The organism is Streptomyces sp. NPDC006544 (assembly GCF_040611715.1).
Classification (GTDB): domain Bacteria; phylum Actinomycetota; class Actinomycetes; order Streptomycetales; family Streptomycetaceae; genus Streptomyces.
Genome location: NZ_JBEXOV010000001.1, coordinates 143873 through 156632 on the forward strand (window position 1 = coordinate 143873; position 12760 = coordinate 156632).

The 12760-nt window shown below is 73.4% G+C and carries 14 protein-coding genes; 7 read left to right on the plus strand and 7 right to left on the minus strand.

What is annotated here, in order from left to right:
• Positions 1 to 26 precede the first annotated feature (26 nt).
• Positions 27 to 1175, plus strand: a complete 1149-nt coding sequence (locus tag ABZY44_RS00625; protein WP_356649357.1) for a Ku protein — start codon at positions 27 to 29, stop codon at positions 1173 to 1175.
• 163 nt (positions 1176 to 1338) lie between these two features.
• On the opposite strand, the gene ABZY44_RS00630 is transcribed toward ABZY44_RS00625, so the two are convergent.
• Both ABZY44_RS00630 and ABZY44_RS00635 read right to left on the minus strand, forming a co-directional pair.
• The gene (locus ABZY44_RS00630) at positions 1339 to 1626 is read right to left on the minus strand and encodes a hypothetical protein (protein ID WP_356649358.1); all 288 of its coding nucleotides are present in this window, start codon (positions 1624 to 1626) and stop codon (positions 1339 to 1341) included.
• On the minus strand, positions 1605 to 2129 hold the full coding sequence (locus tag ABZY44_RS00635; RefSeq protein WP_356649359.1) for a hypothetical protein: 525 nt from the start codon (positions 2127 to 2129) through the stop codon (positions 1605 to 1607). The genes ABZY44_RS00630 and ABZY44_RS00635 overlap by 22 nt, the downstream gene beginning before the upstream one ends.
• A gap of 185 nt (positions 2130 to 2314) precedes the next feature.
• Between ABZY44_RS00635 and ABZY44_RS00640 the strand changes: the two genes are divergently transcribed.
• From ABZY44_RS00640 to ABZY44_RS00650, 3 genes are all read left to right on the plus strand, one after another.
• Positions 2315 to 2959, plus strand: a complete 645-nt coding sequence (locus tag ABZY44_RS00640) for a hypothetical protein (protein ID WP_356649360.1) — start codon at positions 2315 to 2317, stop codon at positions 2957 to 2959.
• Between the two features lie 191 nt (positions 2960 to 3150).
• The gene (locus ABZY44_RS00645) at positions 3151 to 3975 is read left to right on the plus strand and encodes a hypothetical protein (protein WP_356649361.1); all 825 of its coding nucleotides are present in this window, start codon (positions 3151 to 3153) and stop codon (positions 3973 to 3975) included.
• The gene (locus ABZY44_RS00650) at positions 3972 to 5225 is read left to right on the plus strand and encodes a HAMP domain-containing sensor histidine kinase (protein WP_356649362.1); all 1254 of its coding nucleotides are present in this window, start codon (positions 3972 to 3974) and stop codon (positions 5223 to 5225) included. The genes ABZY44_RS00645 and ABZY44_RS00650 overlap by 4 nt, the downstream gene beginning before the upstream one ends.
• Positions 5226 to 5313: 88 nt before the next feature.
• Here the strand turns inward: ABZY44_RS00650 and ABZY44_RS00655 are convergent, their stop codons facing one another.
• The 3 genes from ABZY44_RS00655 to ABZY44_RS00665 all read right to left on the minus strand — a co-directional run bounded on the left by ABZY44_RS00655 (position 5314) and on the right by ABZY44_RS00665 (position 7415).
• Positions 5314 to 5598 (minus strand): hypothetical protein, encoded by a 285-nt coding sequence (locus ABZY44_RS00655; protein WP_356649363.1) that lies wholly within the window; start codon positions 5596 to 5598, stop codon positions 5314 to 5316.
• 141 nt (positions 5599 to 5739) lie between these two features.
• Positions 5740 to 6456 carry a helix-turn-helix domain-containing protein gene (locus tag ABZY44_RS00660; RefSeq protein WP_356649364.1) on the minus strand — a complete coding sequence of 239 codons (717 nt, stop codon included), beginning with the start codon at positions 6454 to 6456 and terminating at the stop codon, positions 5740 to 5742.
• A gap of 29 nt (positions 6457 to 6485) precedes the next feature.
• Complete coding sequence (locus tag ABZY44_RS00665) at positions 6486 to 7415, minus strand: diiron oxygenase (RefSeq protein WP_356649365.1); 930 nt, start codon at positions 7413 to 7415, stop codon at positions 6486 to 6488.
• A gap of 235 nt (positions 7416 to 7650) precedes the next feature.
• On the opposite strand from ABZY44_RS00665, the gene ABZY44_RS00670 reads away from it, so the two are divergent.
• Positions 7651 to 8760, plus strand: a complete 1110-nt coding sequence (locus ABZY44_RS00670; protein WP_356649366.1) for a ferritin-like domain-containing protein — start codon at positions 7651 to 7653, stop codon at positions 8758 to 8760.
• Positions 8761 to 8890: 130 nt separating this feature from the next.
• Here the strand turns inward: ABZY44_RS00670 and ABZY44_RS00675 are convergent, their stop codons facing one another.
• Positions 8891 to 10351, minus strand: coding sequence for a penicillin-binding transpeptidase domain-containing protein (locus ABZY44_RS00675; RefSeq protein ID WP_356649367.1), 1461 nt, complete (start codon positions 10349 to 10351; stop codon positions 8891 to 8893).
• Positions 10348 to 11718: an FtsW/RodA/SpoVE family cell cycle protein gene (locus ABZY44_RS00680; protein ID WP_356649368.1), complete on the minus strand. Its 1371-nt coding sequence runs from the start codon at positions 11716 to 11718 to the stop codon at positions 10348 to 10350. The genes ABZY44_RS00675 and ABZY44_RS00680 overlap by 4 nt, the downstream gene beginning before the upstream one ends.
• 125 nt (positions 11719 to 11843) lie before the next feature.
• On the opposite strand from ABZY44_RS00680, the gene ABZY44_RS00685 reads away from it, so the two are divergent.
• Together ABZY44_RS00685 and ABZY44_RS00690 are read left to right on the plus strand one after the other, a co-directional pair.
• Positions 11844 to 12233, plus strand: coding sequence for a DUF6325 family protein (locus tag ABZY44_RS00685; protein WP_356649369.1), 390 nt, complete (start codon positions 11844 to 11846; stop codon positions 12231 to 12233).
• Entirely contained in the window at positions 12233 to 12643 is a 411-nt protein-coding gene (locus tag ABZY44_RS00690) for an SHOCT domain-containing protein (protein WP_356649370.1), read from the plus strand. Before ABZY44_RS00685 ends, ABZY44_RS00690 begins: the two co-directional genes overlap by 1 nt.
• Positions 12644 to 12760 lie beyond the last annotated feature (117 nt).

The window sequence follows — 12760 nt, forward strand, 5'->3', positions numbered from 1 at the left end:
GAGATTGCCACGAAACAGGAGGAACCGTGCGATCCATTTGGAACGGGGCGATCTCCTTCGGGTTGGTCAGCATTCCGATCAAGCTCGTGAACGCCACCGAGAGCCACTCGATCTCCTTCCGCCAGATCCACCTGAGCGACAGCGGCCGCGTCCGCTACCGCAAGGTGTGCGAGCTGGACGGGGAGGAGGTGTCGAGCGCCGAGATCGGCAAGGGGTACGAGGAGGCGGACGGGTCCGTCATCCCGATCACGGACGAGGACCTGGCGCAGCTGCCGATCGCCACGGCGAAGACGATCGAGATCGTGTCGTTCGTACCGGCCGACGAGATCGATCCGCTCCAGATGGACTCGGCGTACTACCTCGCCGCGAACGGGGCGACGGCTGCCAAGCCGTACACGCTGCTGCGGGAGGCGCTGAAGCGGAGCCGGAAGGTGGCGATCGCCAAGTACGCGCTGCGGGGGCGGGAGCGGCTGGGGATGCTGCGGGTCGTCGACGACGTGATCGCGATGCACGGGCTGCTGTGGCCCGACGAGATCCGGGTGCCGGAGGGGGTGGCGCCGGAGGTCGCGGTGTCGGTTCGGGAGGCCGAACTCGACCTGGCGGACGCGCTGATGGCGACGCTGGGCGAGGTGGAGATGACGTCGCTGCACGACGACTACCGCGAGGCGGTGGAGGCGATGATCGCCGCGAAGGCGGGCGGCGGCGTGCCGGCGGCCGCGGCGGGCCCGCCGGCGCCCGGGGGCCAGGTCATCGACCTGATGGCGGCGTTGGAGAACAGCGTGCGGGCGGCCCAGGCCTCCCGGGCGGGGACCGGGACCGGGGCTGGGGACGGGACGGACGCCGCGTCCGGCGGCCGGTCGCCGGCGGACGTGACCCCGATCCGGCGGAAGCGCACACCGGCCTCCGGGGCCGCCGCGCCGAAGGCGTCCGGCGGCAAGAAGTCGACGGCGTCCTCCGCTGCCTCCGCCGCCGCTGCCCCGAAGGCCTCGGGCGGCAAGAAGTCCACGGCTTCGACGGCGAAGAAGAAGTCGACGACGGCCACGGCCACGGCCACGGCCACGGCGAAGACGACCGGGTCGGCGGCGGCGAAGAAGACCACGTCCGCGAAGCCGCAGGCGCGGTCGGGGGCCGCGGCCAAGAAGACGGCGGCACCCCGCAAGCGTTCCTCCGCCTGACCGCCCCCCGGTTCCCTGTCCCCTGTCCCCTGTCCCTGTCCCTGTCCCTGTCCCTGTCCCTGCCCCTGTCCCTGCCTTTGCCCTTGCCCCTGCCCTTGCCCCTGCCCTTGCCCTTGCCTCTACCGCTACCCCTGGGCAGCGGACCTTCCGGTCACAGCGCCAGCTAGGTCCAGGTGCCGCGGTCCCGTGCGGATGCGTACAGGGCCTCCACGTCCGGGGCCTTGAGGACCCCGGCGGACCCCGTCAGGAACCGCCCCACCGTCGCCGGCGTGAGCACCCGCACGTCGCGCAGCGACGGCGCCACCTCCACGTGGGCCGCGTCGACCACCGCCAGGATCGGGGTGACCGTCGCCGAGAGCGCCCGGGTCGCGTACGCCGCCGCGCGCCGGGCCGTGCGCGGCTCCGGGCGGGGTTCCGCGCGGCCCAGCGTCAGGAGCAGGTCGCCGGCCACCGCACGCTGTCGGCGGCCCGGGACGGTGCGGACGCAGAACACGCCCGCGGGCCGATCACCAGGTGGTCGGCGATGTCGCCCAGGGAGTGGAGGACCCGCCACTCCTCCGGTCCCGGCAGCCCGTCCAGTACCTCGCCGATGCGCTGCCGCGCCGCCAGCTCCTGGCGGAGCCGGTGGCGCGCGCGGGCACCCGCGGAGCCGTGGGTGAGCTCTCCGATGAGCGCCTCCCCCGGGCGGTTCGGCGCCAGGTCGTCGTCGGGTGGCAGGGCCAGCCGGAGCAGGTCGGCGGCCGTGGGAACGGGAGGCGGGCCGATGACCACGGTCCCGTTCAGGTACGGGCGCAGGACCGTCAGGATCTCCTCCCGGCGCTCGTCCGCCAGCACGCTGACGCGGTTGGCCTTCCGGTCGTACCAGGCCACCGCCCGGCCGTCGGGCAGATTGACGTACAACCGGCCCCGGCCGGGCCGCCCGCTCGGCGTCACCCTGAGTCCCCGCGTCCCCATGGCCCTCACCCCCGCCGTCCATGGGAGCAGCCCGGGCGCCCGGCGGCAATCCCCCGGTTGTGTAACGACTCCGTCGGGTCGCTGCCGTGCGGCTGTTACACAAGCAACGCTGTATCGCAACGGCCGGTGCCTACGTTGGTCCCACCTGGACGTACCAGGGACCGACCCGCACCGAAGGACGCCCCGTGAGCACCGTGAGCCGCAGCAGGCACCGCAGCCTCGCTCTCGTCCGCGCCGCGGCCGTGGCCGCCTGCGCCGGGGCCCTGCTGGCCCTCCCGACGGCCGCCGCGCTCGCGGAGGGGGTGCCGGCCGCTTCCTCCGCGCACGCCGCCGGGGCCGCGGTGACCCCCCAGCGGACCCTGGTCAAGACCCTGTCGCTCGCGGACGGCTCCTCCACCGCGAACGTCTACCGCGTGGCCGAGGACGCCTACCAGGCCGAAGTCCTGTCCGCCGACGGCTCCAAGGCCGCCACCGTCACCAGTCGCGACGGCGTCCCCGGCTTCGCCAGCGCCGGGACGATGCACCTCGCGCTGCACGAGGACGGACGGCTGAGCTCGTGGACCGGGGACGACGCCTCCGTCCCTGGGCAACGGCACGCGCTCGCCGGCTCCGGGCATCACAAGACCGGGAGCCGGGACGGCGCGGTCGTCCCCGCCTCCGCACCCGTGAGCGCAGCCGCGTCCGGGCCCGCCGCCGCCCTGCGCCTGCACACCCTGGCCGACGGACCCGGTGACGGCGTGCTGCTGCTCGCCGCGGGCGGCGCCATCGCGGCGACGGGCGCCGCGGGGCTGGGGTTCGCGATGCTGCGCCGAGGACGGACGGAGGCCTAGCCGGTCCCCTGGCCCGGCCCGGCCGGCCCCCCGACTGGGCCGGCCGGCCCCCTGAACGGGCCACCCGGGCAAAAACGACAATCCTCTGCTTACTGTGGACCTCGACAGGGCCACGCCCACGGCCACGTCCACGGCCACGGCCACGGCCACGGCCGGTTTTCCGGTGTCAAGGGAGAGGAGGGCGCACCCGCGTGAGCGCCGTTCCCGTGAACCGCCGCGCCCTCGGGCCGGTGGCGCTCCTCCTGGTCGTCCCGCTGCTGCCCTTCGCGACCGGCTGCGGCGACGAGGGCAACCTGGCCTCCGCCGGGGTGACGCCAACCGCGAACGGGCCCGTACACCTGTGGCCGGGCCGCAAGGGGGCCCTCGTACCGCCCGCCGATCCCGGGGGCGCGCCGCCCGAGTACGTGCCGGGCATCCCGCCCGTCCAGGACCAGAACGTGCACGCCGTGGACCCGGTGGCCCTCGTGCAGGCGGAGGTACGGGCCCATCCGAGTGCCGGGAGCGGCCCGGACGGCATGCCCGAGGAGACCGCCGACGCGATCACGGCGTGCGGGACGAGCGGGGCCGATCCCAAGGCCTGCCCGGTGCTGACGCCGTACTACCGCGACCTCACGGGCAACGGCAGGGACGAGCTGATCGTGGGCATCGAGTTCCCCGGGCAGCAGATGTCCGTACGGGTGTACACGGCGGACGCCGACGGCCGGCTCAACCGCATCATGGCGACCACCGACACCGTCATCAGCGTCGAACTCGCGGGCGAGAACGTGATCCTGCGCATCCCGAGCGGCAACGCGGGCTACGAGGTGAACACCACCTGGTCCTGGGACGAGAGGCAGCGCTCGATGCTCCCCGCGCGCGAGCAGATCGTCCGCGTGCCGCCGAACGTCGCGGGCTCGCCGGCCCCGGCGCCCTCGGCGAACCCGCCGGGACCGACGAACCCGCCCGGTCCGACGAGCCCGCCGGCCCCCGGCGCCGGCACCGGCGCCGGCACCGGCACCCCCGGAGCCTCCCCGTGAGGATCCGGCTGCCCTCCTGGACGGCCACGCTGACCTGGAAGTCGGCGTGTTTCATCGTGGTGATGTGCTGCGGCCTCGCGGCCGTGCTGGGCGCGCTGGTGCACGTCGAGGTGACCCGGCAGACGGTCACCGCGGCCCGCGACAAGGCCCTCGCCAAACTGCACGACGCCTCGCGCGCCTACGAGGCCGGCGAGGCCCTGCCTCCCGAGTCCGGACTGGACCCGCCCGGCCTGCCCGCCGAGCTGCGGGCGCTGGCCCTGTCGGGGCACCGCGGGACGCTCGTGGCGCAGAACGAGGGCCGGCCCACGATGTGGGCGGCGGCCCCGGCCGACGGGCAGGCACTGGCCGCCGCCGTCGACTACGGGCAGAGCGCGCGGGCCATCACCGGCCTGGACAACGCCATCATCGGCTCCTCGGTCCTGGCGATCGGCGGAACCCTGCTGCTGGGCGCCTTCGCGGTGACCCGGGTGACGCGCCGGCTGCACCAGACGGCGACGGTGGCCCGGCGGATCACCCAGGGCGATCTGGACGCCCGGGTCGACGACCCCCGGACGAAGGACCCCACGCGGCCCCAGGACGAGGTGGCGACGGTGGCCGCGGCCCTGGACACGATGGCGGGCAGCCTGCAGGCGAAGCTCCTGAGCGAGCAGCGGTTCACGGCGGACGTCGCGCACGAACTGCGCACTCCGCTCACGGGGCTGCAGGCGGCCTCGGAGCTGCTGCCGGACAGCCGGGCGACGGAGCTGGTGCAGGAGCGGGTCCGCACCATGCGCCAGCTGACGGAGGACCTGCTGGAGATCTCCCGGCTGGACTCGGGCAGTGAGCTGGTGGAGACGGACCTGCACCAGCTCGGACGCCTCGCGCGGCGCGTGGTGCGGGCTTCGGGAACGGCCACGGAGGTGGTCGTGGTGCGGGACGCGCACGTGGAGACGGACCGGCGGCGCCTGGAGCGGGTGCTGGGGAACCTGGTCGCCAATGCCCACAAGCACGGCCGGGCGCCCGTGGTGCTGACCGTGGACGGACCGGTGGTGACCGTACGGGACCACGGCGACGGCTATCCCGGCTATCTGGTGGAGCACGGTCCGCAGCGGTTCCGGACCGGCGGCGCGGGCAAGGGGCACGGGCTGGGCCTGACGATCGCGATGGGCCAGGCGCGGGCCGTCGGAGCGAGGCTGGTCCTGCGCCAGGCACAGGACGCGGACGGCGGGGCGGAGGCCGTTCTCACCCTGACCGAGGCGTCGGTGACGTGACGCCCCCGCCCCGCCCCGGCCGGTGCGGGCCGGGCAGGGGCCGCCGCCGTGGCGGCGGCTTCGGGGCGGGGCGGGGCGGTGGAGGGCGTCAGTCCGCCGGCGGGGGCGGAGGCGTCGGCTTCGTCCAGGGCCAGCGGAGCTTCGGCCTGCGGCCGTCCGGGACATGGGCGTACTTCCAGCCCTTCTGGAGGCCCAGGCGCTTGGAGAACCCCGCCGGAACCCTCTCGTACAGCAGCACCGTCGGGGCGCCGCCGTCCGGGTCCGGGACCGGGATCTCGTACCACTTCGGCGGATGGCCGGTCGGGCCGAGGATGATCGAGAGGGTCCGGCCGTCCATCGGGCCGCCCTCGAAGGAGGTGGGTTGGCTTCTCACGCCCCCAGTCTCACAGCTCGGGCCGCGCGCCTCCCGCCACGACGGCCACGGAAGCCACAGCGGCCACAGCAGCCGCGACGGCCACGGAAGCCACAGCGGCCACGACAGCCCCACGGGCCCGGCGGCCCCGGCGGCCCCGCGTCACAGGAGGTGGGCCGCCTCGGAGACCAGGGGGATCACCCGGCGGGCCAGGGCCCCGACCGGGCCGTCCGCGGATTCGAGGGCGAGGGCCGCGCGGGCCGCCGCGGCCGTCTCCGGGTCGGTGGCGGCCGTCGCCGTCAGCAGGGCGATGAACTGGTCCACCAGCCAGTCCCGTAGCGAGGAGACCTCCGGCTGTTTGCCCTCGTCGATCCAGATCAGCGAGGCGGCTTCGACCGCCGTGATCCACGTGCGCACCATCATCCGCAGCCTCGGACCGGGCGCCGGGACGCCGAGGTGCAGCAGGATCGCCTCGGCCGCGGCCCGGCGGATCCCGTCGACGGTGGCGGTGGTGCGGGAGGTCTCGACCACGCTCCCGCCCTGGAGGAGGGCGGAGAAGCCGGCGTCGTGCTCGTCGACGAAGGCCAGGTACCGGTCCAGGGCCCGGGAGAGCCGCCGGGTCAGCGGACCGGCCTGCGGTTCGGCGAAGCAGAGCTGCAGGACGTCGGCCGCCGAGCGCAGGGCGGCCTCGTAGAGCTGCTGCTTCCCGCCGGGGAAGTAGCGGTAGACGAGGGGGCGCGAGACACCGGCGGCCTCGGCCACGTCGTCCAGCGAGACGTCCTCCGGCGCCCGGTGCGCGAACAGCGTCAGGGCCGCGTCGAGGAGCTGGGCCCGCCGCTCCTCGACGCTCAGCCTGCGGTACGCCGGTACGGCTCTCATGTCCGCAGGGTAGCCCCACCCGGCGGCCTTCAGGCGAGGAGCCCCGAGCTCTTCCACAGCCGGCGGCCGACCCCGCGCATGACGCCGATGTCGTCGAGGAAGTCGGTGAGCCGCTTCGCTCCGGTCTGCATGACCTCGCGGCGGTGGCCGCTGGCCTTGGCCTGGGCGAGCGCCTCGCGCCGGTCGAGCCCGATGTTGTCGTAGACCTGGGGGTTGACGAAGGCGACCGCGAAGACACGGGCCGCCTGGCCGCAGCTGACGCGGGTGAGCTCCTGCTCCCAGCGCGGGGCGGTGAGCATCTGGCGGCGCAGTTCCTCGCGGGCGTAGCGGACGTGGCGGGCCTCCTCGATGACGTGGATGCGGGTCACTCCGCGTACGAGGGGCTGGACGCGCTCGTCCGGGAAGGTCAGCCGCTGCATCCAGTCGAGGATCTCCTCGCCGAGGAGGGTGCAGGCGAAGGAGCCGGGGGTGGTGGAGATGGTCTTGAGGACGCGGGCGAGGTTGTGATGGGTGCGGGCGACCGGGTACTCGGGGGCCCCGCCCGTCTTGATCATGCGGGCGAACATCATCGAGTGGCGGCACTCGTCGGCGATCTCGGTGAGCGCGTAGCGGACGTGATTGCTGGTCAGGGACTTGTCGTAGATGTGCCGGACCAGTAGCTGCATGAGGATGATCTCGAACCAGATGCCGAGCGAGCCGAGCGCCGCCGCCTCGTGGCGGGAGAGTTCGATGCGCTGCTCCTCGCCCATCTTCTTCCAGAGCGGGGTGTCGTAGAGGGAGAGCAGCTCGGGCGGCCAGTAGTACTTGCCCTCGATGGGCGGGGTGTCCCAGTCGAGTTCCCTGTCCGGGTCGAAGGAGTGCTTGACCGAGGATTCGAGGAGTCGCTCGGCTGTCTGTTCGCGGTCCTTGAGCAGGCCGAGCGCGTCGCGCAGCTCCGCCCCGTCGGTCACGGTCGTCATGGCTTCGGACACCTCACGAGTGGATTGCCGGCGGGGGACGCCCGCGGGGGTTCCCGGAGTCACCGGGGGTTCACCGCTTATGAGACTGCTTGTCAGCAAGGCCGTCAATCCCCCGCGCACGACTTGTTGACCGCGCGTCTACCAGCGTGTGACGCTGCCAGCGGCAGCCGACGGACTCCGCCGGGCGGCCAACTGGGCTGTCCTGTACGCGAGTACGTGAGACGAGGGGGCGTCAGTGTCGACGCACGAGCTCTACACCAACGACCCGGGGGCCGGCGTCTGGCCGGTCCCCGCGTCCGGCCACGCCCGCTTCAACTGGGAGTACGACGGCGGCCGGGAGAGGCTGCTGGCCCTGTACCAGAAGGGCAAGGACAAGCAGTGGGACGGCGCCAAGCGCATCGCCTGGGACATCGAGGTGGACCCCTACGATCCGCTCGGCACCCCGGACGAGGCGCTGACGCTCTACGGCACGCGGCACTGGGCCAAGCTCTCGGAACGGGACAAGGGCGAACTGCGCCGGCACTACAGCGCGTGGAACTTCAGCCAGTTCCTGCACGGCGAGCAGGGCGCGATGGTGTGCGCGGCGCGCATCGTCGAGTCGGTGCCGGACCTGGACGCGAAGTTCTACTCCGCGACCCAGACCATGGACGAGGCCCGGCACGCGGAGATCTTCGGACGGTTCCTGCACGAGAAGGTCGGGATGCTCTACCCGGTCAACGACAGCCTCCAGGGGCTGCTCGGCGACACCCTGCGCGACTCCCGCTGGGACATGCCGTACCTGGGCATGCAGGTGCTGATCGAAGGGCTGGCGCTGGCCGCCTTCGGCATGATCCGGGACACCACGGACAAGCCTCTGCCCCAGCAGATCCTGGCCTACGTGATGCAGGACGAGGCCCGGCACGTGGCGTTCGGGCGGATGGCGCTGCGCGACTACTACAAGCAGCTGTCTGCCGCCGAGCTGCGCGAGCGCGAGGAGTTCGTGATCGAGGGCTGCTACCTGATGCGCGACCGGCTGAGCGGGGTGGAGGTCCTGGAGAACTTCGGCATCGCGCGCAAGGAGGCCGAGGAGTTCAGCGAGCAGTCGGAGTTCCTCGCACTGTTCCGCAAGCTGCTGTTCAGCCGGATCGTGCCGTGCGTGAAGGACATCGGGCTGTGGGGCGAGCGGCTGCAGAAGGCGTACCTGGACATGGGCGTCTTCGAGATGGGCGACTCCAGCCTGGACCTGCTGATGAGCCAGGACGAGGAGATCGCCGAGGCCCTCGACCGCGAACGGTTCGCGGCCGAGGAGGCGGAGCGGGTGGCGGAGGTCGCCCGGGCCGTCGCCGACGGCTCGGGACAGCACTAGGAGGCGTCCGGGGCGAACGGGGTGCGGAAGGTGAACGCGCAGGCGTTCGGGCCGTGTTCGCGCAGGTGGGTCGGTCGCCGCTCGGCGTCCCCCACGGCCACCGGGCGACCGCCCCTCCCCGCCGTCCGTTTCAGGGGGTGGACAGCGCCGCCTCCATCACCGCCCGCGCGATCGGCGCGGCCGCGCCGTTGCCGCTGATGTCCCCGCGCACGGCCGACGCGTCCTCGACGACCACCGCGACCGCGACCGCCGGCGGCGCTCCGCCCGCAGCCTGTGCCCAGGAGATGAACCAGGCGTACGGGGTGCCCGCGTTGCCGACGCCGTGCTGGGCGGTGCCGGTCTTGCCGCCGACCACCGCCCCGGGGATCGCCGCGTTCCTGCCCGTGCCGCCCTCCACCACCTTCACCATCAGCTCCTGCATCCGCGTCGCGGTCTGCGGGGACATCGCCCGGCCGATGGTGTGCTGGTCCGCCCGGCGGACGGGGTCGCCGTCGTCCTGTGTGGTCCGGTCCACCATGTAGGGGGTCTTGAGAAGGCCTCCGTTGGCGACGGCCGCCGCGACCATCGCCATCTGCAGCGGCGTCGCCTTGGTGTTGAACTGCCCGATCGAGGAGAGGGCCAGCTGGTCCGGGCTCATGTCGGTGTCGAAGTTCGAGCGCGAGACCCAGGCCGGCACCCGCAGGCCGTCGTCGTTGAACCCGAACCTGTGCGCCGCCCGCGTCATCCCCCGCAGCCCGACCTGTACGCCGATCTTCGCCATCACCGTGTTGCACGACCACTGCACGGCCTCGGCCATCGAGGCGTCGGCGCAGCCGGTGCCCGCGTTCGGGAGCAGGGTGCTGGTGCCCGGCAGGGGGTAGGGGTCCGGGGTCTGCGTCGGCGCGTCCACGTCGCTGACCACGCCCGCGTCGAGGGCGGCCGCGGCGGTCACGATCTTGAAGGTGGAGCCGGGGGGGTAGGTCTCGCGCAGCGCGCGGTTGAGCATGGGCTTGGCGGGGTCCGCGTTGAGCTTCTCCCAGGCGGCCTTGGTCCTCACCCCCGTGCCGGAGAGCAGCCCCGGGTCGTAGGAGGGGCTGCTGACCAGCGCGAGGATCCTGCCGGTGGCCGGTTCGACCGCGGCGACCGCGCCCCGCTTCCCGGCGAGCCCGCTGTACGCGGCCAGCTGCATCTTCGCCCGGATGGTGGTGGCGGCGTCGCCGCCGCCGGGACGGCCGCGCGCGAGTTCGTACCAGAGCGGGAAGGCCGAGAGCCCGGGGTCGGTACCGGACAGGACCGGGTCCTCGGCGCGCTCCAGGAAGCTCGTCCCGTAGGTCTGGGACGAGAAGCCGGTGACGGGGGCGTAGAGCGGGCCGTTCGTGTAAGTCCGCTCGTAGCGCAGCAGTTGGCGGCTGTCCCGGGAGCCGGTGACGGGACGCCCGTCGACCAGGATGTCGCCGCGCGGTTCGGCGTAGCGCGCGACGGCGGGGCGTTTGTTGGCCGGGTTCGCCCCGTAGGCCGCGGCTTCCCAGACCTGGACGCGGGCGACGTTGACCAGCAGGGCGAGCAGCAGCAGGGCGCAGAAGTAGGCACACCAGCGGATGTAGCGGATCACGCTTCGGCCTCCTCGGCCGGTCGGGGCCTGCGGGCGCTGTCGCTGAGCCGGACGAGGAGCGCGACGATGATCCAGTTGGTGACGACGGAGGAACCGCCCTGGGCGAGGAAGGGCATGGCCATGCCGGTGAGCGGGATCAGGCCGGTGACCCCGCCCGCGATGACGAACACCTGGAGCGCGACGATCGAGGCCAGCCCGGTGGCGAGGAGGCGGCCGAAGGGGTCGCGCAGGGCGAGTCCGGCGGCGAAGCCGCGGGAGACGAGGAGCCCGTAGAGGAGCAGGATCGCGGTGAGGCCGACGAGGCCGAGCTCCTCCCCCGCGGTGGCGAGGATGAAGTCGGACTTGGCGGCGAAGCCGATGAGGAAGGACTGGCCGTGGCCGAGCCCGGCGCCGAGGAGGCCGCCGGCCCCGAACGCGAAGAGCGACTGGGCGAGCTGGCCGGGGCCGTCGCCGCGTTCGATGGAGGCGAAAGGATTCAGCCAGTCGTCCACACGGCTGTTCACGTGCGGCTCGAACGTCCCGACCGCGTACGCGCCCACGGCGGCGAGCATCAGCCCGATGGCGATCCAGCCCATCCTGCCGGTGGCGGTGAACAGCATGATCACGAAGAGGCCGAAGAAGAGCAGTGAGGTACCGAGGTCGCGCTCGAGAACGAGCACGCCGACGGACAGCAGCCAGATGGCGAGGATCGGGCCGAGGACCCGGCCGGGGAGCAGCTTGAGCTTCCAGAAGAGGGTGCGTCCGGTGAGGGCGAGGGCGGTGCGGTTCGCGGCGAGGTAGGCGGCGAAGAACACGGCGAGCAGGATCTTGGCGAACTCCCCGGGCTGGAAGGAGAGTCCGGCGAACCGGATCCAGATGTGGGCGCCGTTGACGGCCGGGAAGAAGACGGGCACGAGCATCAGCGCGAGCGCCACCGCCACGGAGAGGTACGCGTACTTCTGGAGCACCCGGTGGTCGCGGAGCAGCCCGACCACGAGGACGAAGAGCGCCACCCCCAGTGCCGACCACCGCAGTTGCTCCCCGGCCGTGAGGTGGCCGGGCGTGGTGGCGTCGAGCCGCTGGATGAGGACGAGGCCCAGCCCGTTGAGCAGGACGGCGATCGGGAGCAGCAGCGGATCGGCGTACGGGGCGCACAGCCGGACGGCGAGATGTGCGGCGAGCGCGGCGACGGCGAGTCCGGCGGCGTAGTGGGCGGCGGGGCGCGGGACGTGGCCCGTGGTGGTGAGGCCGACGTAGAGGTGGCCGAGGACGGCGATCAGGACGGCGCCGACGAGCAGCGACAGCTCTACTCCGCGGCGCCTGGGGGCTCGGGCATCGGGTGGCGGGGGCGGGCCGGGCTCCGCCACCTTCGCCGTCAGAGCGGTCATACGGGGAAACGTAGCAAGCAGGCGGCCCCTATGTCCGCTTATGTCATAGTGTGCCGAAGAGTCGTCAGAACCGGTCGGAAGCGAAGTAGCGGATCGGCAGATCAGCGGATCAGGAGCCTCCCCCCATGGGACCTGCGGAGTTCATCGTTCTGGCCTTTCCCGAGGAACAGCTGCGGGTGGCCGCGGTCGAGGCGGTGATGGGACTGCGCAAGGCCGGGGTGGTACGGCTGATCGACGGTCTCGTGGCCACCAAGACGGCGGCCGGTGAGGTGCTGGCGGCGGAGTTCGACGAGTTCGTCGAACTCCGGGGCCTGCTCGCCCACCGGGAGGCCGCCCCACTGATCGGTCCGGAGGACGTCAGGGAATCGGCCGACCTGATGGAGCGCGGCAGCTGCGCGCTCCTCCTGGTGATCGAGCACGTATGGGCCGAGGACGCCGCCATCGCCGTCCGCGCGGCGGGCGGCCGCGTCGCGGGCGCGGTCCGCCTCCCGGCCGACCGGCTGGGGGTGGCCTGATGTTCATCCGCCCCATCGGCTCCGTCGTGAACCCCTCCCAGCGCCCTTCGGGCCAGCCGCTGCTGCGCGGCATCCTGGCCCGCGGCGCCTACGTCTGGGACACCGCCCGGCAGCCCCCGCCGACGCCGCACTCCCCGCACTCCCCGTACTCCCCGTACTCCCCGCAGGACGCACCGGCCGCCCGGGGCGCGGCGTCCTCGGATCCCGCCGCGCCCGCATCCCCCTCGACCACCTCCCGCGGGCCCTCCGGCGACCGCCCGGCGCCGCCCCCCGGTACGGGAGCCCCCGGGCCGGACGGCCCCGGCGCCGACCTGACGGACCGCCTGACCCGGCTCGCCGCCCTGGCCCGCGAGGGACTCCTGACCCCGGAGGAGTTCTCGGCGGCCAAGACCCGCCTGCTGGCCGGCTGACCCGACCGGACCCGAACTGACCTGACCTGACCTGACCTGAGCGCCCGACCCGGCGCCCGGCCCGGCGGCCGGGCGTAGGCCGACCGGGTGGGTCCCGCGCCACGGCCGACTCGGGTG